Raw genomic sequence first — 23,608 nt, 5'->3', positions numbered from 1 at the left:
GGGGGACTGAACATGGGTGAACGTATATTTGTAGTTGAAGATGATGAAAATATCCGCGAGATAATTAATTTAGCATTAGTAAGCAATGGTTATGAAGTTGTTCAATTTGATAATGCTATCGATGCACTGGCAGAAATTGATAAAAAAGCACCATCATTAGCTATTTTTGATTTAATGTTACCAAAAATGAGCGGAATTGATGCAATCAAGGAAATTCGTGAAACTGATAGTGAATTACCTATCTTAATTTTAAGTGCTAAAGATCGTGAGATAGATAAGGTTAATGGTTTAGATAGCGGTTCTGATGACTATATGACTAAACCGTTTGGGATTCTTGAATTGCAAGCTCGCGTTCGCTCATTATTAAGACGCCATGTTACTAGCGATATTATTAGAACTAAACATCTTACTGTTGACAAGCAAACACGTTTAGTAAAATTAGATGATCAGAAATTAGAATTAACTAATAAAGAGTATCAATTATTGGTCTATTTAATGGATAATAAACATCGTGTAGTTGAACGTGAAGAATTATTAAACGAAATTTGGGGATATGATTTTATTGGTGAATCTCGTGCTTTAGATGTTCATATTCGTGCTTTACGAAGTAAATTAAATGATGATGGCCATAAGTATATTAAGACGATACGTAGTGTTGGATATCGTTTTTATGAGGAAGGTGATGGTAGTGAATAAAACTATTTTTCGCTATTTTCTCACAGTTTTATTAGTCACTCTAGTTTTATCAAGCAGTGTTTCAATGGTTATTTTATCAAGTCAAATGTTGGAAAATACTAAACATGATATGCTTTACGCGGTTAAGTTGGTTGATTATCAATTAGATGAATCACACGATTTAAAAGCACAAGTAGATGCATTGAATCCACTTGCTTACAATGATCAAACTAGATTAACTGTCATTGATACTAATGGTGAAGTATTAGCAGATAGTGGTAGTGAAGAAATTGATGAAAATCATAAAGGTCGTGAAGAAGTTAAACAGGCTCTAAGTGAAGGGGTTGGTTATGCAACCCGTTACTCAAGTACTGTTAAAAGAAATATGCTCTATGTGGCAGTATTTAATAAAGGATATATAGTTCGTCTGGCTTTACCATATAATGGTATTTTTGATAATCTTCCAACTTTGGTTAGACCGCTAGGGGTAGGCGCGATAATGTCGTTAGTCATTGCTTTATTCTTATCGAAACGATTTGCTAATACATTGACAGCACCAATTCAGGATATTACGACACAGGTTACAAAAATGAAGGATTATCGTGAACTAGAATTTGATAGTTATAAATATGATGAGTTTAATATCATTGCTTCAAAATTGGAAGAACAGGCTAAAACAATTCATGATACTATGAAAAAGCTTAAAAGTGAACAAATAAAAATCAATGGGATTCTTGATCAAATGAAAGAGGGCTTTGTCTTATTAGATAGTGATTTAACAGTTTTAATGGTTAATCGTAAAGCTCAAAAATTATATGGTCATACAATCAAGTTAAATTGTTCAATCAAAGACTTTATTTTTGACTTTAAAATTATTAATGCACTTGACCATTTAAGTGATGAACAACAGGTAGTTGAAGTTGAAAAGGAAAAAGAATTCTATAACTGTTATGTCGCTAAGGTTGATTATGGGGTAACTTTGCTGTTTGTAAATATTACTGAGCAGCATAATGCTATGAAGATGCGTCAGGAATTTTTCTCTAATGTTTCTCATGAGTTGAAAACACCAATGACTTCGATTCGTGGATATAGTGAATTATTAGAAACGGGAGTTATCAATGATAAAGATGCTTCAAAAAAAGCATTGGATAAAATTCATGATGAAGTGAATAATATGTCTACTTTAATTAATGATATTTTAATGATATCGAGATTAGAAAATAAAGATGTTGATGTAATCAAGCATCCAGTTCATTTAACACCACTAGTAGATGAGATAATTGATACGATGCAAGTAGAGATTGATAAGAAACATTTACAAGTAGATAAAGAATTAGAAGATATTACATATACATCAAATCATCAGCATATGCATCAGTTATTAAGTAATTTGATTACTAATGCAATTAAGTATAATGTTGATGGTGGTAAAATTATAATTAAGTCATACCAATTTGGTCGTAATATTATCATTGAAGTTAGTGATACTGGACGAGGAATTTCAAAAATTGATCAAGGACGAGTATTTGAACGTTTCTTTAGGTGTGATCAAGGTCGTGATAAAGAAACAGGGGGAACTGGTCTAGGATTAGCGATTGTCAAACATATCGTTCAATATTATCAAGGAAATATTACATTAACAAGTAAATTACATGAAGGAACAACATTTAAAGTAACTTTACCAATGGAAGAAGAAGTTATTTAGTCACAGTTTGATAACTGTGGCTTTTTATTTGTAGATTGAAGTAGTAATAAACTTTTTAAGCGAATTAATTTTTGGTATAATAAGACTATGAAAACAGATACTGAAACACTTAGAAAACGTGGCTTTTTAACAAATACAGAAGCCGAACCCTACTTTTTATATTCAAAAGAGGAGTTATTAGAACTATTAAAAGATAAAACAGCCGTAAATCGTACTGCGGCGTTATTTATTCTTAGAAGCTTTGTTGACATTAATGAACTTGATGAAATCTTACTTAGAATGTTGGTTAAAGAAAAAGCCTTATATACTAAATTAGAAATATGCGATATTTTGACTACCGGAAATGAGTTGACAATAAAAAGAATGATTCCTTATATGGGGACAATTAGAGGTAATCAACATCGGACGATTCCTGAAAAGGTATCAAAGAAAAAAAGCTATCCTTTGCCACGGGATATTATTGCTAGAACTATGGCTAAAATGAATCCTGATTATTTTTCTACGATTTTAGAAATCATTAATTATCCTGAAGATAAAGTGGTTGCAGAAGCAATTGATGCAATTGGCTGGATGGTTTTTTATCATCAAGAATTGGCAACTGCTAAAAATTATCAAACAGTTATTCAATCATTTGAACGTTATCATGATAATGAATTGATGAAATGGAAATTGATCATTTGTTTATCGTCGTTTAATCAAAGTGAGGCTTTTTTAAAACAGCTGGATTTTCAAAATCCAGTTGTCCAAGCTGAAATAGAACGGAGTTTATCGCTGATCAATAAAAGAAAAAGTAAAGTAGTTTATTAAAAGTTAATAATTAGGGGTTATAATTATAGTATTATAGAGAAGAGGAAAAAGAATGTATAAGATTATAACAGATGGATCTTGCGATCTGTCAACCGAACGTGCACAAGAGCTTGATGTGTCAGTAGTACCTTTTTATGTATCAACAGATGGGATTAATCATCAAAAGGAAATTGTTGAATTGGGTATCCGTGATTTCTATCAATTTATGATTGATAACCCCAAAGTATTTCCTAAAACGTCAATGCCGTCGATTCAAGATTATTTAGATGTTTTTGGACCTTTGGCTAAAGATGGTATTGATATTATTTGTATTTGTATTACAACAAAATTTTCGGGATCATATAATTCAGCAATGAATGCTAAAAATATGCTTACTGATGAATTTCCTGATGTGAAAATTGAAGTTATCGATGCTACCGTTAATACGGTATTACAAGGAATGTTAGTAGAAGAAGCGGTTGCATACAAGCAGATGGGTGCAACCTTTGAGGAGACGGTTGCATATATTAACAAAATTAAAATCACTGGAAGGATCTTCTTTACTATTGGTGGTATGGATTATTTAGTTCATGGTGGAAGAGTTGGAAAATTATCAGGAATTGCGGCTGGAGCTTTGGGAATTAAACCTTTGATCTTGCTTAAAGAAGGAGAAATATTTAATAACGGATTAACACGCGGACGAAAAAAATCTAAACAAAAGATAGTTGAACAAATTATTAATTATTTTAAGGAAGATAATTTGGAATTGAGTAAATATCGTTTTTGTATAGGATTTGGTTATGATTATGATGAGGCTGTAGAGTTTAAAACAACATTCCTTGCTGCTTTGAAAGGGTTTGATCCATCATTTAGTGCTGAGGTACCAATTCGGCAAATTGGAGCAACGATCGGTGTTCATACAGGACCACATCCACTAGGTGTTGGTCTACTTGAAAAATTACAAAAGTAAAATGAAAATTCAATTATGATAAAAAGACTTGTAGACCTTATTTGTTAGGATACAAGTCTTTTTGTATGAAATTATTTTTTAAAAGTTACCGATGCTTTGAATAAATCACCATCAACACTAATTTTAAAATTACCTTTTTGCAGTTCAGTGAAACTTTTAGCAATAGCTAAACCGAGGCCACTACCACTAGTATTTCTTGAAGTATCACCTTGAACAAAACGCTCAACTAATTCATCTTCGCTAACTTTTATTTCATCTGCTGATATATTTTTAAAAGTGATTGTAACTTCATCATCACTATTGTCAATATCGATATAAACACGTGTATTTTCTAAAGCGTATTTTCCAATATTCATTAAGAGATTTTCAAAAATACGATATGTTTTTAAACTATCTAATGATAAAATAATTTTTTCATTTGGAAAAGCAGTTTTAAAAATTAGGCTTTTTTCGTTAAATTTATCTATTAATTCAAACTTAGCTTGCTGGATCAATGCAATAATATCGACATCAACAAGGTTGAGTTTTACATCACCACTATTGACTTTACTAACTTCAAAAAGATCATCAATTAAGTTCTTTAATCTAAGTGAATTACGATCTAGTGTATCGAGATATTCTTTTCTTTTTTCATAATCAAGTTGTTCGTCTTTTAACAAATCAATATAAGTAATGATGGAGGTTAATGGTGTTTTTAAGTCGTGAGAGACATTAGAGATTAATTCAGTTTTCATTTTTTGTGATTTTACTTCCTCGCTAACAGCTTTTTCAAAGCCATCTTTAATATTAGAAAATTCAGTACCTAAAGAATTAAACATACCAATATCTTGATTGATTTCAACATCAAAATCACCGTTTGATAAACGTTTAACAGCATCCAATAGAATTTCATAATCATGTTTAAGTTCATCAAATCGTTTTCTTAAAATAATAAATAAAATGGCAGAATATACTAAGGCAAAGAAAATACCAAAGGTAAAGAAACAACAGATTATTGATATAATTAAGCAGTTTGCTAAAACGATTTTAAGAATTGTTTTATTTGTATCATCATTTAAGTCAAATCTACTGGCTTTATAAATTATCTTTCTTAATACATTAAGTAACCAAATACAAACAGTATTTTTTTTAATAGAATTAATAATCCCTTCTTTAAAGAATGATTTTAAATAAAAGACAGAGAACATACATAGGAATAAAAAAGCTGCCCATGATAGTACATTCATCGCTCCAAGGATCAGTTCACTTGATTCACCAAAACCAATCCCTGACAATTTAGTAATGTAATAGCCGTTTATGGTATCGAGAATTAAACCATAAATTACAACGATTATTCCTGCAAATGCCAATGTAATCCCAATTACTAATGGTTCTAATTTGATTTTAGCGGGATATTTAAAGATGTTGATTTCTTTAATTGTTTCATATGGAGCTAATAAGATAAATAAGCCAACAGCAGCTACAGCAATTGCAGCAAATGGCACAATATTTTCAACATTTATAGTTCGATTGTTTTTTTCGCTATACCAGGCAATCGTATCAATTGAATTGCTTACGATTTTATGGGGAACGGCAAAGTAGATAGTTGTATTTACTGGATTATGCAATGTACTATCTTCATCATACTCTTGGAGATATTGAAAATATGTTTGTTTATAATTATTCCAAACTAGTTCATAGTTTTGATTGCCAGCTACTAAACAGCCTAAAGTATCATAGCTAAATTGACCATTTTCATCAAAGTGAATCATTAAATACCATTGATATTTTTCTTTCAATTCTTTATTGTTACGAATGTTTTTTATATCGTCATTAGTATTACCTAAGCTATTATTATTGCCTTCTGCATAGTATTTAATATTTTTCTTTTCAGACATCATTTCACGACAATATAAAATATTATTCCGATAAAATTCATCACTAGCTTCTTCGTTGGCAGTAAGATATTTTGGAATACCTTCTTTTTTGCTGACATTGTCAAGCTGGAAGCTCAGAGCATAGATATTGTCAAAAATATCATAAAGAATTTGATTACTTGAAAAGTTAATACTTTTCCCGTTACTGGTTTCTACAACCTCATAGCAGCTATATATACCAACACTGCTAAGGAGAATAATTACAATTGTTAAAATTGAAAAAATTATTTTTTTTCTGTTCATTTTATCACCTACTGTTTTTCAATTTTATAACCGACACCCCAGACAACTTTTAAATATTGGGGATTACTAGGGTTAATTTCGATTTTTTCTCGCAAATTTCGCACATGAACCATGACTGTTTCTGTGTTGATTGCAGCTTCATGCCAAACATTTTCATAAATTTGTTCGCTTGAAAAAACTCTCCCGGGCTTTTCCATTAGTAATTCGAGAATTTTTAATTCAATTGGAGTGACTTTAACAGCTTTACCGTCAACACTAACTTCTTTGGTATCAAGATCAAGTTCTAGACCACCCACAACATATTTATTTGCTGCTTGATCTTCTTGAATCTTACCGATCATATTTAAATATTTATGATAGCGTCGTAATTGTGAAGAAACACGCGCTAGGAGTTCCATTGGAACAAATGGTTTGGTGACATAATCATCACCACCAATATTTAATCCTGTAATTTTATCAATATCCTCAGATTTAGCGGATAAGAAAATAATTGGGAAATCATAATTTTCCCTTATTTTCATTGTCATTTCAATTCCATCCATTACTGGCATCATAATATCTACGATAGCAAGATGGATATCATATCTTTCCACCATCTCTAAACCAGCTTTCCCGTTATTAGCAATATATACATTATAACCTTGTGATTTTAAGTATATTTCAATGGCTTTGGCAATTTCAATTTCGTCTTCTACCACTAATATATTATCTTGATTCATCCTCATACCCTCTTTCATAATATTAATTATAAAGCCAATCATTAAAGAATAGTAGAAATGATTTCAAAAGATTTTCTAAAGATTTTTTTTCTTGATGTAACGCTTATAGCTAAGAAGGCCAAAAATGGAAATAATTCCAGTAATTACAAAAATAAATATTGTAAAACGATAATTTTGATTTGAGATAGCGTTGCCCCCTATTGTACTTGTAATTACAGATGGGATTCTAGCGATACTAGTAATGAATATAAAACTTGAAAGTTTTAAACGCGTAAAAGGTGCAAGGTATGTTAAAATGTCTTTAGGAGTGCCGGGAATAAAGAAGATGACAAAGAGGATAATTTCAAGATTTTTTTCTTTTTTTAAAAATGAAATTTCATTAAATTTGTTAGTATCATAAAAATGATTAACTAACTTGATGCCATATCTATTAACAATAGCATAGATAACGATAGTACCAATAATAGCACCAAGTAAACAAATTGCCATCCCTTCAATAGTTCCATAACTAAATCCGGCAGCAATCTCGATTATTTCACCTGGTAAAAAAACAAAAATAACTTGGATTGCCATAGCAGCAACAAGAATTAATTTTCCCCAACTACCAAATTCAGTTAACTTTTCTTTCAATTCAATAGGATCATTTAAAAAGTTTTCAAAAAAATGATAAAGAACTAGACACAGAATTGTAATAATTATGAAACCGGTTATTAAAAGCGAAAGGTTTTTTTTATGCTCATTTAGTTTATCCATCTTTTTCACCTCGTTATTAGTATAGACAACGAATCTAAAACATAACTAGCAAAAGTTAAAAAGTGATTCTAAAGAAAACTTAAAGATAATATCTCTATCTTGATTTTCTTTACCGATAAAATAAGTAACAGTTATTATGCTATAATACAAGTGTTTAAATATTTGAACAGGGAGGATGAATCGATGAAAAATACAATTCAAGATAGCGAATCTTTGAGAAAACAATTTTTAGCGAGTCAAAAAGTTTTTAATGCACTTGGTGATGAGACAAGAATGTATTTATTATTGATTATGCTTGAAGGTTCATGTGATGGTAGTCGGGTAATTGATTTGGCTCCCAAAGTAAATCTTTCTAGACCGGCGGTATCTCATCATTTACAAATATTAAAGCAGGCAGGAATTGTTAAGACGCGGAAAGTTAAGACTTGTATTTATTATTATTTAGAACCGCAGCATTGTGAAATTGATAAACTGATTAATTTATTTCAGCATATTAAAGAGATTATGAATAATGTATCAAGGTGTGAAATGGAGGAAGAGTAATGGAACTTTTAGAAGCAGTTCAAAAACGGCATTCAGTCAGAATGTATCAAGATAGAGAAATTCCAGATTCTATAAAAAAAGAATTATTGGATTTTATTAATCAATGTAATCAGACAAGTGGTTTAAATATTCAATTGATTTTGGATGAACCAAAAGCCTTTGATAACTTTATGGCTCATTATGGTAAATTCAGTGGGGTCAAAAATTATTTGGCATTAATTGGAAAAAAGAGTGTGAAACTTGAGGAAATGTGCGGTTATTATGGTGAGAAAATCGTTTTAAAAGCTCAGCAGCTTGGATTGAACAGTTGTTGGGTGGCTTTGACATACAAGAAAGTTAAAAGTGCCTTTGTGATTGACGATGATGAGCGTTTATGTTGCTTGATTACACTTGGTTATGGTATTGATAATGGAGCTACACATAAAATTAAGACGATTGAGCAAGTTAGTGAAGTTACTGGAGATATGCCTAGTTGGTTTGAAACAGGTGTTAAAACTGCTTTATTAGCGCCAACAGCGATGAATCAACAAAAGTTTAAGTTTATCCTTAATGATAATACTGTCAAAGTAAAGCCGGGTCTGGGTTTTTATACAAAGCTAGATTTAGGAATTGTTAAATATCATTTTGAAATTGGAGCTGGAACGAACAACTTTATATGGCAATAAAGCTGGAAAAATCCAGTTTTTTTATTAATTATAACTTTCTTAAATCAAATTACTTGAAAAAATAAAGTTACTATGTTAAAGTGTAAATGTAAGGAACGGAGGAACTGAAAATGAAACAGTATGATGCAATAATAATTGGTTTTGGAAAAGGTGGTAAAACAATTGCTGGTAAGATGGCAAAATTAGGAAAAAGGGTTGCAATAATTGAAAAATCCGCTCAAATGTATGGTGGGACATGTATCAATGAAGGGTGTATTCCTTCAAAATCATTAATCACTCAAGCAGAAAAATATAATTATCATGATGCGATAATTAATAAAGAGGATTTAATTACTAAATTACGTAATAAGAATTATGCAAAATTAGCTGATTTACAAAATGTTGATGTAATTACAGCAACTGCCAAATTTGTGGATGACCACCATGTAGCTATCTGTACCGAAAATGAAGAAGAAATAATTTTTGGTGACCTGATCTTTGTTAATACTGGAGCTACTCCAGTTATGCCTCCAATTAAGGGGCTAGCAACTGCTAACAAAGTATACACAAGTGCTAGTTTGATGAAATTAGAAGAACTGCCAAAAACCTTAGCAATCATTGGCGGTGGATATATTGGTTTAGAATTTGCTAGTATGTATGCACGTTATGGTAGCGAGGTAACAGTATATGAAAGTAATGATCGTTTGATTGCTCGTGAGGATCGGGATATTGCTGAAGAAATTCAAAGAATTTTAGAAAAACAAGGTGTTAAGTTTGTTTTTAATGCTAATATTCAAGCTCTTGCTAATGAAGGCGAAGAAGTTCTAGTTACTTATAATGACCAAGTTTCACAACGCTTCGCCGGGATATTGATGGCTACTGGTCGTAAGGCAAATACAGCTGATTTAAATCTTGATGCTGCAGGTATTGAGGTTAACCAACGAGGTGAAATTGTAGTCAATAAGTATCTGCAAACAACAAAGAAAAATATTTTTGCTCTTGGTGATGTAAAAGGTAGTCTTCAGTTTACTTATATTTCTTTAGATGATTCAAGAATTGTTATGGATTATCTATTTGGTGATAAAAAGCGTTCTACTTTAAATCGTGGTAATATTGCTTATTCGGTATTTATTTCACCAACTTTTTCAAGAATTGGTTTAAGTGAAGTAGAAGCTAAAGCTGCCGGTTATGAAGTGATTGTGACTAAGTTATTAACAGCTGCAGTACCTAAAGCTAATGTTCTAAAAAAACCAGAAGGATTGTTGAAAGCGATCATTGATAAAAAAACTGAGCGAATCTTAGGTTGTGTATTGTTATGTGAACATTCAGAAGAATTAATTAATTTAGTAACTTTAGTGATGAATAATGATTTATCTTACAAGGTCCTAAAGAACCAAATCTTTACACATCCAACAATGGCTGAAGCGTTAAATGATTTGTTTGATTTATAAAATAGAAAAAAGGAGAAAATAAAAATGAGTAATGTATTATATCCAAATAAACAAGAATTTGATGAATTAATCAAAAATGAAAAAGTATTAGTAGATTTTTTTGCAACATGGTGTGGACCATGTAAGATGATTGGTCCTAATATTGAAAAACTAGCGGAAGAAAATGCTGATGCTACAGTGATAAAGATTGATGTTGATAAACATCCAGAAATTGCTGCGGTATATGGGGTTCAAACAATCCCGACACTAATAGCCTTTAAAAAAGGACAGATTGTAAATCAAAAAATTGGATTTATTCCATATCCTGAAATCTTAGCAATGATTACAAGTTAAAATGGCAACACATATAAGTCTTGCATTAGTTTTTGTTGAAGGGTTAGTATCGTTTCTTTCACCCTGTGTTTTACCAATAATTCCTATTTATATGGGCTATTTAGCTGGTAATAGTAACGAAAAAAGAAACTCAAATAAAAAAGTATTATTATTTACAATCAGCTTTATCTTTGGGATACTTTTAGCAATTTTTCTGATGAATGCGTCAATAAATTTATTACAAAGTTTTTTAAAAGAACACATGACTTTATTTGTTCGAATCGGCGGTATTCTTATCGTTTTATTAGGAATTTATCAGTTAGGATTTATCAAAATAAATTTTTTACAACGAACTTTCCGTTTTTCTTTAAAAACAGATAATAAAATGAATGTGATGGTGGCGTTTATCATGGGATTTACATTTAGTTTTGCTTGGACTCCTTGTATTGGGCCAGCGCTGTCATCAATCTTACTTTTAGCAGCTAGTTCAGGTGATTTTTGGTATAGTAATTTTCTAATGATTATTTATGCTTTTGGTTTTACTTTACCATTTCTAGTTTTAGGATTGTTTACAAATAAAGCTTTAAACTGGTTAAATAGCCATCGTGATATAGTTAAATATACAACTAAAATAGGCGCTGTTATTTTGATTATCTTTGGTTTGATGATGTTTAGTGGCAAACTTAATACAATTAGCAATTATATGTCACCTTCACAAGGGCAAGTATCCACTAACCAAGCTGAAAATAGTGATGATTCGGTTAATTATGGCAATGCTTTATTGAATCAAGATGATAAACCGATTAGCTTAGCTGATTATCATGGAAAGGTAGTATTTTTGAATTTTTGGGCAACTTGGTGCCCTCCCTGCCAAAGAGAAATGCCGGAAATTCAAAAACTTTCAGAAAAATATCAAAATAGTGAAGATATAGCTATTCTAACAGTTGTAATGCCAGGAGGTCAGGAAATGGATGCTGCTGGAATTAAAAAGTTTTTAAAAGAAAAAGGCTTTACTATGCCAGTTATATTTGATGATGGTCGTTTAAGCAGTAGCTTTCAGATTACAAGCTTACCAACAACATATATGTTTGATCGTGATGGGAATGTATACGGCTCTGTAGTTGGACAATTATCGAGTGATATGATGGAAAATATTATTGACCGAACGTTAAAAGGCAAGTAAGATATGATTGAACTGAGGTGAATAAAATGAAAAAGCAATATGATCTTTGTTGTAATATCGCTCAAACATTAAATATAATTGGTGATAAATGGACATTATTGATTCTTCATGCGGTAAAAGAAAAAAAACATACTTATAAAGAGATTCATGAGTCATTACCAGGTATCCCTACAAATTTATTATCAAATCGACTTAAGGAGCTCTGTCAAGATGATTTATTACAATGTGAACTATATTCAAAACATCCTCCCCGTTATCGATATAGTTTAACAGCTAAAAGTATTGATCTTGATGATATTTATAATGCTTTGATTATCTGGGGTGATCGCCATTTAGATAAAAGTTATAAATGTATTAGCCATGATGGATGTCAAGGTGAAATCGAGATTGTTTATCGTTGTAAAGAATGTGGTGAAATTATTAATAAGGAAGATTTAAAAATTGCTCCCAAAGAATAATATGGTTATAGTCAAATGAGTTTATTTAACTTATTTAGGCTATGGCCTTTTTATTTTAATGCTTTTCTTTATAGAATTAGCTATAATAGAAGAAAGAGTGGTGAAGATAATGAGAAGTTCAATAATGAAGAAATCAATTATTGTTGCAATAATACTATTAATTCTCTTTGGAACTTTAGCAACTTTGTATATTAATAACTTGTCAGATAATCTGTATAGTGAAACTGACGAGTATTTGAATGATTTAACCAATCAGACAGCTAAAGCAATAAAAAACCGGATCAATGAAAATTTGACCCAATTAACGACGATAAGTTTAATTATTCAACAAGATGGAATTCTTCAAGAGCCATTACTTGATTATCTAAACCAGTTGGCACAAAGGGATGGGGTAAAGCGTTTTGGTATAGCAGATTTACAAGGAAATGTAGTAACCTCTGATCATCAGACTTTTAATATTTCTGATCGAGATTATTTTAAAGATTCATTAAATGGTAAAACTGTAACCTCGAAAAGTATTACTGATTATACGGATGGTGAGGCAATCAATGTTTATTCTGTACCAATATATAAACATAATGAAGTTAGTGGGGTTTTGTTTGCTACTTTTTATACAGATAAGTTATCAAGTATTTTGTCGTCTGCAACTTATAATAATGTTGGCTATGCATTTATTTTTAATGAAAATGGTGATGTTGTTTTAAGTAATAAGAAGACAGATGATTTTAATAATATTGAATCGTTGAATGGCATTGATCTTAATGATATCGATATAAATGGGAAGGGCATAATAAACTTTCGTGATGAAAATAATACTCTTAATTATTTGATTTATGCTAATATTGAAGGTAATGATTGGCTAGTTGCTTCTGTTTTTCCCAAAGAAGCTGTAACTGGGAAGTTTCAAAATTTTATTCAAACAGCTTATCTTACCTGGCTTATAATTGGGGTTGGCAGTGCAGTCGTAGTTGCTTATTTTTATTTTATTCAAGGGAAAAATAAGCTGCAAATTACTAAATTAGCTTATGAAGATGAGATTACTGGTCATTATAATTACTATCGGTTTATTGAATATTGTCAAAATATCAATCATTTATCTAAATATGTTTTAGTAAATTGTGATGTTAAAGGATTTAAATGGTTTAATGAAATATATGGAGAAGAGATTGCTAATAGATTATTAAAACAAATTATTATTTGCATAGATACTCAATGTCAAAATGAAGAATTTTGCTGTCGCCAATCTGCCGATCATTTTGTAATTTTATTGGATAGTGATGACTTTGAACAAATCAAGAATCGTTTATTTGTGTTAGCCAATTATATTAGAGGTGAATTTGCGAAAGAATATAATACCTCACCATATTATTTCCATTTTGGTGTTTATAAAATTCTTGAGGATGATGTTGACATTAATTTGGCTTTCAAGAAGACTCAATATACTAGTAATGATTTAAAACGTTTATCAAAAGATGATGTGAGCTTTTATCAAGAAGAAGTTTTTCAAAAAGAGCTTTATGCATTGCAAATTGAAAAAGAGTTTCAAGATTCGTTAAAAGCTAATCATTTTAAAGCTTACATTCAACCGAAAGTAAATCTTCAAACAGGGAAGGTTTGCTCAGGCGAAATTTTAACACGTTGGCATCATCCTGAGTACAATATTATTTCACCTGGTGATTTTATCCCGGTTTATGAAAAAAACGGAATGTTGGAAGCTCTTGATTTCCATATTTTTAAAAAAGCTTTGGAACAGATCGATTATTGGAACAAGTATTATGGTATTAAGATAAGTATCTCTGTCAATGTTTCAAGAACTTATATTTTTAATGAGGGATATGTGGATAAATTGATTCATCTGGTTAAAGCGTGTAATGTTAATCCCGAACAAGTAGAGATTGAAATCACAGAAACAACAGCACTTAATCATAAAGAAGAGTTAATTAAGATTTTAAATCAATTAAAAAGTTATCATTTTAAAGTAGCATTAGATGATTTTGGAAGCGGATATTCATCCTTGAATATCTTAAAAGATCTTCCTATTGATGTAGTGAAGATTGATCAGGAGTTTTTTAGAACAAATGACTATACACATACTCGCAGTCATATTATTATTGAAGAGATAATCCAATTATGTCATAAGTTAAACCTTGAAGTTGTAGCCGAGGGAGTGGAAACGATTGAACAAAAAGAGTTTCTTGAAGCTCATGATTGTGATTATATTCAAGGGTATTATTATTATCGGCCGATGCTGCTAAAAGAATTTGAAGCATTATTTGTATTGGAAAATATAAATAAATAAATAAAAAGGAACTTTATTCAAGCTATGGTACGCTCCTCCTTAAGTAGATTTTGGTTATTTACCTTATCTACTTAACAAGGGGCATATCACCATCGAATAAAATTCCTTTTTTATTAAATTAAGCCCATTTCAATCATTTTAAGTCCAATATCAACAGAGTTGTAAGCAGCACCTTTCATTAATTGATCGGCAACTACCCATAAACTTAATCCGTTAGGGTTATCTAAATCTTTACGAACACGTCCAACGTGTACTAACTCATCTCCAACAAATAAATTAGCCATTGGATAGATTTGATTTTCAATATCATCATATAATTCAACCCCAGTAGAATTGTTTAGTAGCTCGAATACTTTATCAATATCGATTGGTTTTTTAGTTTCAATATATACTGATTCAGAATGTCCCCGAAGTACAGGAACACGAACACAAGTAGCATTGACCTTGATATCTTTATTGAAGATTTTTTTAGTTTCATTAACCATTTTCATTTCTTCTTTAGAAAAATGATTGTCTAAATCAAATTTATCAACTTGTGGAATGCAATTGAAAGCAATTGGAAAATGTTTTTTATCCCCAGCGCAAGGTAATGTTTTGGCAACAGGTTCTTTACCATCTAAGATTTCTTGAGACTGGCGGTATAATTCTTCCATTCCTGCAACACCTGCTCCTGAAACCGCTTGATAAGTAGAAACGATGATTCTTTCGATATCAAAATATTCATTTAAACGATTTAAAGCACTAACCATTTGGATAGTAGTGCAGTTTGGATTAGCAATAATTCCTTTATGATTTCTTAAAGCTTCTCCGTTTACTTCAGGTACTACTAATGGCACCTCAGGATCCATTCTGAAATGACTAGTATTATCAATATTGACACACCCAGCTTTAACAGCGAATGGCATATATTTTTCAGAAATACTTCCCCCGGCAGACCAAAACGCTACATCGATACCTTCAAAGCTATTTTCTGTTAATTCTTCAACAGTAAATTCATGACCTTCAAATTCAACAACTTTTCCTGCACTACGAGCTGATGCTAATAATTTAATACTTTCAAAAGGAAATTTAAATTGGAAGATACATCTTAACATTTCTCTTCCGACGGCTCCAGTAGCCCCCACGACTGCAACTTTATATTTTTTCATTTTTTATTTACCAACCTTTCCTAAAAACGCTTCATGTAATAAAATTTGTGCTTTTTTAACATCGTCACGATCGATGTAACAAGAAATATTTATTTCTGAGCAAGATGTCATTTCAACATTAATACCATTGCTGCTTAATGTATTATATGCTTTTTGGAACATTCCACGATTATTTTTAATTCCAACCCCAATAACCGATACTTTACCAATGTTACCACGGACAATGATACGATCAGCATTTAACTGTGGTTTTAAATCATTGATAATATCAACGACAGTAGGAACATCAACATCACTAATAACTAGTGAAATATCCATTCTTCCGCCTCCAACTAATGCTTGATTAAATACATTTACATTAACGCCAGCATCAGCAATTTTTTCAAATAAGCTTCCCGCACTATTGTTGGTGGCATCTACTTTAACTAAAGTGATCCGCGCTTCATTTTGTGAACCGGTGATTCCGGAAATAATTAATTGATTTAAATTTTCTTTCATAATGCGCTCATCTCCTATAACATATGTCCCTTTAGTGTCTTCAAATGAAGAACGGGCGTGAATTGCAATATTGTGACTAGCTGCTAATTGAACACAACGGTGATTTAAAACTTTAGCACCATTTTTAGCTAGTTCCAGCATTTCTGCATAACTGATACAATCCAATTTAAGAGCATCAGGAACTAATCTTGGATCAGCAGTGTAGATTCCATTTACATCACTGTATATCTCTACTTCACTAGCATCAATTGCTACCCCAATTGCAACTGCTGATAAATCGCTCCCCCCGCGACCTAAAGTGGTAATTTTACCATGGATAGAATGCCCTTGAAAACCAGGGCAAAATACGACATCAGCGTATTTTAATTTTTCAATAATATCTTTACCTTCAACCTTATTGATCGTTGCGTTATTAAAAGTTGAATCTGTAACAATTCCTAATTCTGAATTAGTGATTGTTGCCGCTCGATAACCGAGAGAAGCAACTTCTCCTTTACAAACTAAAGTTGAAATTGTTTCACCAATACTAGTTAGACGATCAATCTCCTCATCTGTTAACTGCTGGGTATTAACAATTGATAATAGTGTATCAGTAGCATATGGATCATCATAACGACCCATCGCCGAAACAACCGCAACAACTTTATTACCATTATTGATTTCTCTAATAATATTGTTGTACATGGTTGAACGTGATTCACGCGAACGAGTGGAAGTACCACCAAATTTTTGGACAATTATGTTCATTTTATCCCCTCACTTTGAAAATTGTGTATTCTGTATCACCAAGATCTGTAGTTAGATCTGCTAACTCAATTTCATGAGTAATGTAGATGTGATCGTGTTTTTCAGTGAAGTACATTTCATAATCAACATCTAATGGCTTATTTGCTCTAAGATAATACTTAGATTTAGTAATCGGGTAGATGTTTGAGCAGTCTTCATAATCATGATCCCATCTTTCTACTTGGGTAGTTTTAATTATATCACTTACAACTGCAGAAGCGGTAACATAACGACCTGCACCTTTACCGTAGTAAATAACATTTTCAACATAGTCATTATCGATCTCTACTACATTATATGCATCCATGACGTTTGCTACTAGTTCTTTTTTACTAACTAGAGTAGCTGCGACATCAATTCCAATTCCGTTATTAACTTCTTTTGCCTGAGCAATCATCTTAAAACGATATCCCAGTTTTTTAGCATAATCCATATCAACTTTAGTTACATTACGGATTCCACTAGCACTAATTTTATCAAAATCAATATATTTTTTAAATCCATTTTGAGCTAAAATACAAATTTTATGGGCAGCATCGATTCCATCTAAATCCAATGCTGGATTTGCTTCAACATAACCTAGGCCATCGGCAATGGTCAAAGCTTCATCAAAATCTAAATTTTCATTTTCCATCAAAGTTAAAATAAAGTTTGTTGTTCCATTTAATATACCAATGATTTCTTTTGTGTTGTTAGCGACTAAACTTTCTTTTTGGCTGACTAAAACAGGGATTCCGCCACCAACACTAGCTTCGTAGAAAATGTGGACATTTTTTTCTTTTGCTGCCATAAAGATTTCTTTACCATCATGGGCTAATAATGCTTTATTGGCAGTAACAACATGTTTACCATTTCTTATAGCTTCTAAAATAATTGTTTTAGCGACAGTTACTCCACCAATCAATTCAACTACAACATCAATTTCATGATCATTTATAACATCATTAAAGTCTTTTGTGTAAATTACCCCCTCTGGTAGATCAACCTCTTCAAGACCACAACCATATTTAATCATTACTTCATCATTAATGACTTTTTCGAGACGTTTTCTTTCATTAGTTAGGATTTCGATAACTCCATAACCAACAGTACCTAGTCCGATAACACCGATTTTCATCTAATTCCCCCTTATATAATAAAAATAGACCTTTAAAATAAGGTCCCAATATCATTAAATAAATAGCAGAACCAATATATTATTGAGCATGCACAATAATGGAACTAATCGTTGCCATAATTATTGCAAACATGTTCATTGATAACATATCTCGGTCCTCCAATTTCCTAATTTATGACATATTACCACGATTGTATACAATAGTCAATGGTAATCAATAATAATTGAAATAATCAAAGTTATTTTACTTTGATATGTTATAATAAGTATGTATTGACTTATATAAATAAATTGTATACAATAGTTTAAATCACACAGGGGGATGAACAATGGAAAAGAAATATATAAGTACACGAAACCAACAAAAAGAGATTAATTTTTATCAGGCTATCGTCCAAGGAATTGGGGAAGACGGTGGGTTATTAGTGCCGGATTTTGATTTTACAAAGATGGATTTAGATGTTTTATCTAAATTGAATTATGTTGATTTAGCAACTGAAGTATTAAGTACATTTGTACCTGAAGAAGGAAAAGAATTGATTCATGATGCGTGTTTAAATGCGTATGGAAAAGGATTATTTCCAGAAATCGTTGTACCAGTAAAAAAGGCTGGTGATGTTTATGTTGCTGAACTATTCCATGGACAAACGGCAGCATTCAAGGATATGGCATTATCGTTACTACCTTATTTAATGACGTTATCTTTAAAACAATTAAAAGAGGAACGTGAAGTAATGATCTTAGCAGCTACTAGTGGCGATACTGGTAAAGCGGCATTAGAAGGTTTTAAAGATGTTGAGGGAACTTGTATCAAAGTATTCTATCCTTTGGATGGGGTATCTGCGATTCAACAACAACAGATGGTCAGTCAAACAGGAAAGAATGTTAAGGTAGTAGGAATTCACGGTAATTTTGATGATGCTCAAAGTGCGGTAAAAAAAGCTTTTGCATCTGAAGAATTGAAAGTTGCAAGTGATCAACATAATGTTTTCTTATCATCTGCAAATTCAATCAATGTCGGACGTTTGATTCCTCAAATCGTTTACTATTTCCATAGTTATTTTGAATTAGTAAGAAATAACGAAATCAAATTAGGAGATAAGATTAATTTCTGTGTTCCTAGTGGTAATTTTGGTAACTGTTTAGCAGGATATTTTGCTAAAAAAATGGGTTTACCAATTGATAAATTTGTTTGTGCTTCAAATAAAAATAATATTTTAACAGATTTCTTTACTACTGGTAAATATGATGCAAATCGTGAGTTTTATAAAACAAATGCTCCAGCTATGGATATTTTAGTATCTAGTAACTTAGAAAGATTGGTTTGGTTTATGTCTGATGGTGATGGAGAAAAAGTTCGTCAATATATGGATAAATTAAATAGCGAAGGTGTTTATGAAGTAGATGATGCAACTTTTGCTAAAATTAAAGATCAGTTTAAAGCAGGATGTTTAAGTGAAGATGAAATCTTAACTACAATTAAAACATGTTTCAATGAAACTGGATATTTATTAGATACGCATACTGCCATTGGTTATGGTGTTCTAAAACAATATCAGCAGGAGACTGGAGACCATACTAAAACAGTATTATTATCAACTGCATCTCCTTATAAGTTCCCTGAATCAGTTTATCAAGCTATTTATGGGGAAGAACTTGATGTTTATACAGCAATTGATAAATTAAGTGAAAAGACTGGTGTTCCTGTGCCTCAAGCATTAGCAGGAATTAAAGAGCGTGAAGTGTTACATAAAGAAGCGATTGATAAAACTGAGATTATTAGTTTTATCAAATCAGAAATAGAAGCAATGTAGGAGGTTAGCATGAAAGTAAAAGTAAAAGTACCAGCGACAAGTGCTAACTTAGGACCCGGATTTGACGTTGCAGGGTTGGCACTGACTTTATATAATACCTTTACCTTTGAACTGGCTGATCAAGGTTTAAATATTACTGGTTGTCCAGAACAGTTTTGTAATGAAGAAAATATGACCTACCAGGCTTTTAAACAAGCTGCTGAAATTTGTGGCTTAGAATATCAAGGCGTAAATATTGAATGTAGTGGGGATGTTCCTTATACCCGTGGATTGGGTAGTAGTTCTACTTGTATTGTAGCAGGAATCGTTGGGGCTTTTGCTTTTAAAGATAAAGTTGAAGATCGACAAGAAATTCTAGAATTAGCAACTGCAATTGAAGGTCATCCTGATAATGTGGCACCGGCAATTTTTGGAGGCTTGACAGTATCAGTAATGGAAGAAGATAATGTATTAACATTAAATATCCCTGTTAAACATGACTATCGGTTTGTTACATTGATTCCGCCATTTACATTATCAACTGAACAATCAAGATCAGTTTTACCACAGGTTTTGCCAAGAGCTGACGCGATTAAAAACGTATCTCATTTAGCGTTGATGGTTGCTTCATTGATTAATGGATATGATGAGGGGCTAAAATTAGGCTTTAAAGACCGTTTGCATCAACCATATCGTGGTGATTTAATTAAAGGCTTTAATGAAATCATGGGAGTTTTAGAACAAGATGAAAAAGTACTTGGGGCTTATTTGTCGGGGGCTGGTCCAACAATAATGGCTGTTATTCGTGGTGAGGATAAGATGGGTGTAGTTCGGATTAAAGAAGAGCTAGGTGCATTAATTAAAGATTGGCAAGTTGTGAAATTGGAATTAGATAATCGTGGTTACACGGCTGATTATGAATAATAAAAAACGTTTGGAACATCAAACGTTTTTTATTTAGTAAAACTTTTTATATTATCAGTTCTTTCAATTAGATAATCAACGGAGGTATCATAGAGAGTTGCAAGTTTTCCAAGCGTATCAGGCGTCATTTCGTGTTGACCTAGTTCATAGCGGGAGTATGTTTTTTGATCGACATGTAAATATTTGGCTACTTTTTCTTGAGTGTAGCCATATTTAGTTCGAAGCTCTTTTAATCGTTTGTATTGCATCATATCACCGCCTTTTTCAATTATAGATTAGTCTAATTAGGACTAGAAGTTTTTAGACCAAAACGGTCTAAAATAATAAAACGCTAGTTAACTAGCGCCGTTTTTTCTTAGTGTAATCAGTTTTATCATCAGTACGTTCGATCAAGTAATCAACAGTGGTTTCATGAAATGTTGCGAGTTTGGATAAAATCTCTGGATCGATGGTTCTTTCTCCTCGTTCGTAACGAGAATAAGATTTTTGAGAGACATTTAAATATTCTGCTAATTGTTTTTGAGTAAGGTCTTTATCTTCTCTTAAATCGCGAATTCTTTTGTAATACATAAAACCACCACCTAAATTTATTATAGAGTGGACCTTATTGGTCTATGCATAAATGTCCTAAATTGGACTAAGAAAAAATTATTTGCTTATTCTTTATAAAAGAGATAGATTAGTTTATAATAAGCACGAGGTGGAATATGGAACAGTTTGCAAGAATTACAAGGATGGTAGGATCTTCATGGATCGAGTGTCTTCAAAATAAAAAAGTTGCAGTTTTTGGTTTAGGGGGAGTTGGGAGCTATGTAGTTGAGGCTCTTGTTAGAAACGGGATCGGCGAATTAGTTTTGGTTGATCATGATATTATTGATATAACTAATTTGAATCGTCAGTTATATGCGTTGCATTCAACGATTGGGATGAATAAAGTAGATGTTGCTAGAGCACGATGTTTAGATATTAATCCTAATCTAAAGATCACTACCTACCAACAGTTTTATTTACCAGATCAAGGAATGGAAACTATTTTTGAAGATTGTGATTTTGTGGTTGATGCAATTGATACTGTTAAGGCTAAATTGGCGCTAATTGAAAATTGTCAGCACCTTGGAGTTAGAGTCATTTCATCAATGGGAACAGGTAATAAATTAGATCCAAGCCGTTTTGAAATCACAGATATTTATAAAACTAGTGTGTGTCCATTAGCACGAGTAATGCGTCGTGAACTAAAGAATCGGGGCATAAAAAAATGTCCTGTTTTATATTCGACAGAATCTCCGCAAGAAGTTGATGGCAGTACACCAGGTAGTGTGAGTTTTGTTCCTAGTGTAGCTGGTCTGATGATTGCGGGGTATGTAATAAAAGAATTAGTGAAGGAGGAAGAATAATGGAAGGAATTACAGAAATTAATAAGGATGATTACATTGATAATTGTTTAAAAATTGTCAAAGAGATGATTACTGAAGAAGATTTTAGTGATGAAATCTGGCTTGCTTTAACTGGTGAAATTATGGATACATGTTTATTTATTGGTGGTGATTTTGAAGAAGCAAATATTCGTGATATTACAAACCAATACATTAATAATGGTGGAATTAAACGCTTTAAAAAAGCGCACGAGGTGTTGTAATGCAACATTATTGTGAAATTCCTACACCAAAAGGAACGATGAGAGGATTTTTTCATAAGCCGGATTTAGATAGACATCCAGTATGTATAATTTTTCACGGCTTTACCGGTCAAAAGACGGGGACGAAGTTTTGTTATGTTCAATTAGCAAGGATGCTGGAAGCAAAAGGAATAGCTACATTTAGATTTGATTTTTTAGGTAGTGGGGAAAGTGATCTTAATTTTAAAGATATGACTTTTAAAGATGAGTTGGCTTGTGCACGTGTTATTCTAGAGGAAGCATTAAAAATGGAAAACTGTACTGAAATTTATGTTTTAGGACATTCTATGGGCGGTGCAGTTGCTAGTGAATTAGCGAAGTTATATCCACAAGTAATTAGCAAATTAGTATTATGGGCTCCTGCTTTTAATTTACCAGCAGCTTTAGATTATCTTACTGGTAAGGTTGAGCCAAGTTCTAATGGATTATATGATCATGGCGGTTATGAAATCTCTCAGACATTTGTAGATGATATTTTGGCTAGAGATTTTTATGCTGATCTAGATACATATAAAAATGAATTATTAGTAATTCATGGTACAAATGATACAACTGTACCATTTGATATTAGTAAAATATATGTTCCCAAGTTTAATCAACAATTAAAATTTGTACCAATTGAAGGGGCAAACCATAATTATGATACTGTTGAACATATTAAAGAAGTTTTAAAATTATCGTTGGATTTTTTAACAAAGTAAGTAGAGTTATGCTCTACTTTTTTTTGTTAGTTAATTTACTAAAATGAAAGTAAATTAACTATGATTATTTACTAAAATAATATTGACTTTTAGTGATGAAAGAATATATAATGATATTGCGATAGGATTGTTACTATTAGATTAGGCAAGACCTGATTAAAAGAATACGATTAATACACTTTTAGTGTAAGGTATTTTATACCGTGTTTTCGTGTTGTTTTTAGTCAGGTCTTTTGTATTGGGTAAGTGGGACAATAAATACATTAAGTTATAATCTAAATCGCTATTCTATACGAGAAAAGGAGAACA

Annotated in this window: 24 protein-coding genes; 16 read left to right on the top strand and 8 right to left on the bottom strand. The window is 31.6% G+C overall.

The genetic code is table 11. The features are described from left to right. Nucleotides 1–12 precede the first annotated feature (12 nt). From KSU54_RS00435 to KSU54_RS00420, 4 genes are all read left to right on the top strand, one after another. Nucleotides 13–696 carry a response regulator transcription factor gene (locus KSU54_RS00435; protein ID WP_003537100.1) on the top strand — a complete coding sequence of 228 codons (684 nt, stop codon included), beginning with the start codon at nt 13–15 and terminating at the stop codon, nt 694–696. Beyond that, nucleotides 683–2,380: a sensor histidine kinase gene (locus KSU54_RS00430; protein ID WP_003537102.1), complete on the top strand. Its 1,698-nt coding sequence runs from the start codon at nt 683–685 to the stop codon at nt 2,378–2,380. Before KSU54_RS00435 ends, KSU54_RS00430 begins: the two co-directional genes overlap by 14 nt. Nucleotides 2,381–2,467: 87 nt before the next feature. Beyond that, the gene (locus tag KSU54_RS00425; RefSeq protein ID WP_003537103.1) at nt 2,468–3,187 is read left to right on the top strand and encodes a hypothetical protein; all 720 of its coding nucleotides are present in this window, start codon (nt 2,468–2,470) and stop codon (nt 3,185–3,187) included. 52 nt (nt 3,188–3,239) lie between these two features. Continuing rightward, nucleotides 3,240–4,136 carry a DegV family protein gene (locus KSU54_RS00420; protein ID WP_003537104.1) on the top strand — a complete coding sequence of 299 codons (897 nt, stop codon included), beginning with the start codon at nt 3,240–3,242 and terminating at the stop codon, nt 4,134–4,136. A 71-nt stretch (nt 4,137–4,207) separates the two neighbouring features. Here KSU54_RS00420 and KSU54_RS00415 read toward each other — a convergent pair whose 3' ends face one another. The 3 genes from KSU54_RS00415 to KSU54_RS00405 form a co-directional block, all read right to left on the bottom strand. Continuing rightward, the gene (locus tag KSU54_RS00415) at nt 4,208–6,295 is read right to left on the bottom strand and encodes a sensor histidine kinase (RefSeq protein ID WP_003537105.1); all 2,088 of its coding nucleotides are present in this window, start codon (nt 6,293–6,295) and stop codon (nt 4,208–4,210) included. 8 nt (nt 6,296–6,303) lie between these two features. Then, nucleotides 6,304–7,014, bottom strand: a complete 711-nt coding sequence (locus KSU54_RS00410) for a response regulator transcription factor (RefSeq protein ID WP_008790938.1) — start codon at nt 7,012–7,014, stop codon at nt 6,304–6,306. A 75-nt stretch (nt 7,015–7,089) separates the two neighbouring features. Beyond that, nucleotides 7,090–7,767: a TVP38/TMEM64 family protein gene (locus KSU54_RS00405; RefSeq protein WP_003537109.1), complete on the bottom strand. Its 678-nt coding sequence runs from the start codon at nt 7,765–7,767 to the stop codon at nt 7,090–7,092. Nucleotides 7,768–7,950: 183 nt separating this feature from the next. Between KSU54_RS00405 and KSU54_RS00400 the strand changes: the two genes are divergently transcribed. From KSU54_RS00400 to KSU54_RS00370, 7 genes are all read left to right on the top strand, one after another. Then, nucleotides 7,951–8,310: an ArsR/SmtB family transcription factor gene (locus KSU54_RS00400; protein ID WP_003537111.1), complete on the top strand. Its 360-nt coding sequence runs from the start codon at nt 7,951–7,953 to the stop codon at nt 8,308–8,310. Further along, nucleotides 8,310–8,975 carry a nitroreductase family protein gene (locus KSU54_RS00395; RefSeq protein WP_003537113.1) on the top strand — a complete coding sequence of 222 codons (666 nt, stop codon included), beginning with the start codon at nt 8,310–8,312 and terminating at the stop codon, nt 8,973–8,975. The genes KSU54_RS00400 and KSU54_RS00395 overlap by 1 nt, the downstream gene beginning before the upstream one ends. A 110-nt stretch (nt 8,976–9,085) precedes the next feature. Continuing rightward, nucleotides 9,086–10,405 carry an FAD-dependent oxidoreductase gene (locus KSU54_RS00390; RefSeq protein ID WP_003537115.1) on the top strand — a complete coding sequence of 440 codons (1,320 nt, stop codon included), beginning with the start codon at nt 9,086–9,088 and terminating at the stop codon, nt 10,403–10,405. A 24-nt stretch (nt 10,406–10,429) separates the two neighbouring features. Then, nucleotides 10,430–10,738, top strand: coding sequence for a thioredoxin (gene trxA, locus KSU54_RS00385; RefSeq protein ID WP_003537117.1), 309 nt, complete (start codon nt 10,430–10,432; stop codon nt 10,736–10,738). Nucleotide 10,739: 1 nt separating this feature from the next. Next, nucleotides 10,740–11,900: a cytochrome c biogenesis protein/redoxin gene (locus KSU54_RS00380; RefSeq protein WP_003537119.1), complete on the top strand. Its 1,161-nt coding sequence runs from the start codon at nt 10,740–10,742 to the stop codon at nt 11,898–11,900. A 26-nt stretch (nt 11,901–11,926) separates the two neighbouring features. After that, complete coding sequence (locus tag KSU54_RS00375; RefSeq protein ID WP_003537121.1) at nt 11,927–12,358, top strand: winged helix-turn-helix transcriptional regulator; 432 nt, start codon at nt 11,927–11,929, stop codon at nt 12,356–12,358. Between the two features lie 109 nt (nt 12,359–12,467). Further along, entirely contained in the window at nt 12,468–14,657 is a 2,190-nt protein-coding gene (locus tag KSU54_RS00370) for a bifunctional diguanylate cyclase/phosphodiesterase (RefSeq protein ID WP_029481154.1), read from the top strand. Between the two features lie 113 nt (nt 14,658–14,770). On the opposite strand, the gene KSU54_RS00365 is transcribed toward KSU54_RS00370, so the two are convergent. The 3 genes from KSU54_RS00365 to KSU54_RS00355 are packed head-to-tail and all read right to left on the bottom strand — an operon-like array spanning nt 14,771 to nt 18,206. Then, entirely contained in the window at nt 14,771–15,805 is a 1,035-nt protein-coding gene (locus KSU54_RS00365) for an aspartate-semialdehyde dehydrogenase (protein WP_003537130.1), read from the bottom strand. A 3-nt stretch (nt 15,806–15,808) separates the two neighbouring features. Beyond that, nucleotides 15,809–17,050, bottom strand: coding sequence for an aspartate kinase (locus KSU54_RS00360; protein WP_003537136.1), 1,242 nt, complete (start codon nt 17,048–17,050; stop codon nt 15,809–15,811). Nucleotide 17,051: 1 nt separating this feature from the next. Further along, the gene (locus tag KSU54_RS00355) at nt 17,052–18,206 is read right to left on the bottom strand and encodes a homoserine dehydrogenase (protein WP_003537138.1); all 1,155 of its coding nucleotides are present in this window, start codon (nt 18,204–18,206) and stop codon (nt 17,052–17,054) included. A 329-nt stretch (nt 18,207–18,535) separates the two neighbouring features. Between KSU54_RS00355 and thrC the strand changes: the two genes are divergently transcribed. Then, nucleotides 18,536–20,020: a threonine synthase gene (gene thrC / locus KSU54_RS00350; protein WP_003537139.1), complete on the top strand. Its 1,485-nt coding sequence runs from the start codon at nt 18,536–18,538 to the stop codon at nt 20,018–20,020. Nucleotides 20,021–20,029: 9 nt separating this feature from the next. Further along, nucleotides 20,030–20,923, top strand: coding sequence for a homoserine kinase (gene thrB, locus KSU54_RS00345; protein WP_003537141.1), 894 nt, complete (start codon nt 20,030–20,032; stop codon nt 20,921–20,923). Nucleotides 20,924–20,952: 29 nt separating this feature from the next. On the opposite strand, the gene KSU54_RS00340 is transcribed toward thrB, so the two are convergent. Both KSU54_RS00340 and KSU54_RS00335 read right to left on the bottom strand, forming a co-directional pair. After that, the gene (locus tag KSU54_RS00340) at nt 20,953–21,171 is read right to left on the bottom strand and encodes a helix-turn-helix domain-containing protein (RefSeq protein ID WP_008790949.1); all 219 of its coding nucleotides are present in this window, start codon (nt 21,169–21,171) and stop codon (nt 20,953–20,955) included. A gap of 91 nt (nt 21,172–21,262) precedes the next feature. Next, a complete protein-coding gene (locus KSU54_RS00335) occupies nt 21,263–21,493 on the bottom strand; it encodes a helix-turn-helix domain-containing protein (protein WP_003537145.1) in 231 nt (76 codons plus the stop codon). Nucleotides 21,494–21,630: 137 nt separating this feature from the next. Between KSU54_RS00335 and KSU54_RS00330 the strand changes: the two genes are divergently transcribed. The 3 genes from KSU54_RS00330 to KSU54_RS00320 are packed head-to-tail and all read left to right on the top strand — an operon-like array spanning nt 21,631 to nt 23,299. Further along, nucleotides 21,631–22,317, top strand: a complete 687-nt coding sequence (locus tag KSU54_RS00330; RefSeq protein WP_117791859.1) for a tRNA threonylcarbamoyladenosine dehydratase — start codon at nt 21,631–21,633, stop codon at nt 22,315–22,317. Then, complete coding sequence (locus tag KSU54_RS00325; RefSeq protein ID WP_117791858.1) at nt 22,317–22,559, top strand: hypothetical protein; 243 nt, start codon at nt 22,317–22,319, stop codon at nt 22,557–22,559. The genes KSU54_RS00330 and KSU54_RS00325 overlap by 1 nt, the downstream gene beginning before the upstream one ends. After that, complete coding sequence (locus tag KSU54_RS00320; protein ID WP_003537150.1) at nt 22,559–23,299, top strand: alpha/beta hydrolase; 741 nt, start codon at nt 22,559–22,561, stop codon at nt 23,297–23,299. Before KSU54_RS00325 ends, KSU54_RS00320 begins: the two co-directional genes overlap by 1 nt. Nucleotides 23,300–23,608: the final 309 nt, after the last annotated feature.

Origin of the sequence: Erysipelatoclostridium sp. MSK.23.31 (genome assembly GCF_019125875.1) — a bacterium.
Classification (GTDB): domain Bacteria; phylum Bacillota_I; class Bacilli_A; order Erysipelotrichales; family Coprobacillaceae; genus Thomasclavelia; species Thomasclavelia ramosa.
Note: the sequence above shows the minus strand (reverse complement) of the source record. Positions and strands in the feature narration are given on the sequence as shown.

What these genes read in the sequence shown, in the direction of transcription:
- KSU54_RS00435 (WP_003537100.1), top strand. Translation starts at nt 13, where the DNA reads ATGGGTGAACGTATATTTGTAGTTGAAGATGATGAAAATATCCGCGAG.
- KSU54_RS00430 (WP_003537102.1), top strand. Translation starts at nt 683, where the DNA reads ATGGTAGTGAATAAAACTATTTTTCGCTATTTTCTCACAGTTTTATTA.
- KSU54_RS00425 (WP_003537103.1), top strand. Translation starts at nt 2,468, where the DNA reads ATGAAAACAGATACTGAAACACTTAGAAAACGTGGCTTTTTAACAAAT.
- KSU54_RS00420 (WP_003537104.1), top strand. Translation starts at nt 3,240, where the DNA reads ATGTATAAGATTATAACAGATGGATCTTGCGATCTGTCAACCGAACGT.
- KSU54_RS00415 (WP_003537105.1), bottom strand. Translation starts at nt 6,295, where the DNA reads ATGAACAGAAAAAAAATAATTTTTTCAATTTTAACAATTGTAATTATT.
- KSU54_RS00410 (WP_008790938.1), bottom strand. Translation starts at nt 7,014, where the DNA reads ATGAATCAAGATAATATATTAGTGGTAGAAGACGAAATTGAAATTGCC.
- KSU54_RS00405 (WP_003537109.1), bottom strand. Translation starts at nt 7,767, where the DNA reads ATGGATAAACTAAATGAGCATAAAAAAAACCTTTCGCTTTTAATAACC.
- KSU54_RS00400 (WP_003537111.1), top strand. Translation starts at nt 7,951, where the DNA reads ATGAAAAATACAATTCAAGATAGCGAATCTTTGAGAAAACAATTTTTA.
- KSU54_RS00395 (WP_003537113.1), top strand. Translation starts at nt 8,310, where the DNA reads ATGGAACTTTTAGAAGCAGTTCAAAAACGGCATTCAGTCAGAATGTAT.
- KSU54_RS00390 (WP_003537115.1), top strand. Translation starts at nt 9,086, where the DNA reads ATGAAACAGTATGATGCAATAATAATTGGTTTTGGAAAAGGTGGTAAA.
- trxA (WP_003537117.1), top strand. Translation starts at nt 10,430, where the DNA reads ATGAGTAATGTATTATATCCAAATAAACAAGAATTTGATGAATTAATC.
- KSU54_RS00380 (WP_003537119.1), top strand. Translation starts at nt 10,740, where the DNA reads ATGGCAACACATATAAGTCTTGCATTAGTTTTTGTTGAAGGGTTAGTA.
- KSU54_RS00375 (WP_003537121.1), top strand. Translation starts at nt 11,927, where the DNA reads ATGAAAAAGCAATATGATCTTTGTTGTAATATCGCTCAAACATTAAAT.
- KSU54_RS00370 (WP_029481154.1), top strand. Translation starts at nt 12,468, where the DNA reads ATGAGAAGTTCAATAATGAAGAAATCAATTATTGTTGCAATAATACTA.
- KSU54_RS00365 (WP_003537130.1), bottom strand. Translation starts at nt 15,805, where the DNA reads ATGAAAAAATATAAAGTTGCAGTCGTGGGGGCTACTGGAGCCGTCGGA.
- KSU54_RS00360 (WP_003537136.1), bottom strand. Translation starts at nt 17,050, where the DNA reads ATGAACATAATTGTCCAAAAATTTGGTGGTACTTCCACTCGTTCGCGT.
- KSU54_RS00355 (WP_003537138.1), bottom strand. Translation starts at nt 18,206, where the DNA reads ATGAAAATCGGTGTTATCGGACTAGGTACTGTTGGTTATGGAGTTATC.
- thrC (WP_003537139.1), top strand. Translation starts at nt 18,536, where the DNA reads ATGGAAAAGAAATATATAAGTACACGAAACCAACAAAAAGAGATTAAT.
- thrB (WP_003537141.1), top strand. Translation starts at nt 20,030, where the DNA reads ATGAAAGTAAAAGTAAAAGTACCAGCGACAAGTGCTAACTTAGGACCC.
- KSU54_RS00340 (WP_008790949.1), bottom strand. Translation starts at nt 21,171, where the DNA reads ATGCAATACAAACGATTAAAAGAGCTTCGAACTAAATATGGCTACACT.
- KSU54_RS00335 (WP_003537145.1), bottom strand. Translation starts at nt 21,493, where the DNA reads ATGTATTACAAAAGAATTCGCGATTTAAGAGAAGATAAAGACCTTACT.
- KSU54_RS00330 (WP_117791859.1), top strand. Translation starts at nt 21,631, where the DNA reads ATGGAACAGTTTGCAAGAATTACAAGGATGGTAGGATCTTCATGGATC.
- KSU54_RS00325 (WP_117791858.1), top strand. Translation starts at nt 22,317, where the DNA reads ATGGAAGGAATTACAGAAATTAATAAGGATGATTACATTGATAATTGT.
- KSU54_RS00320 (WP_003537150.1), top strand. Translation starts at nt 22,559, where the DNA reads ATGCAACATTATTGTGAAATTCCTACACCAAAAGGAACGATGAGAGGA.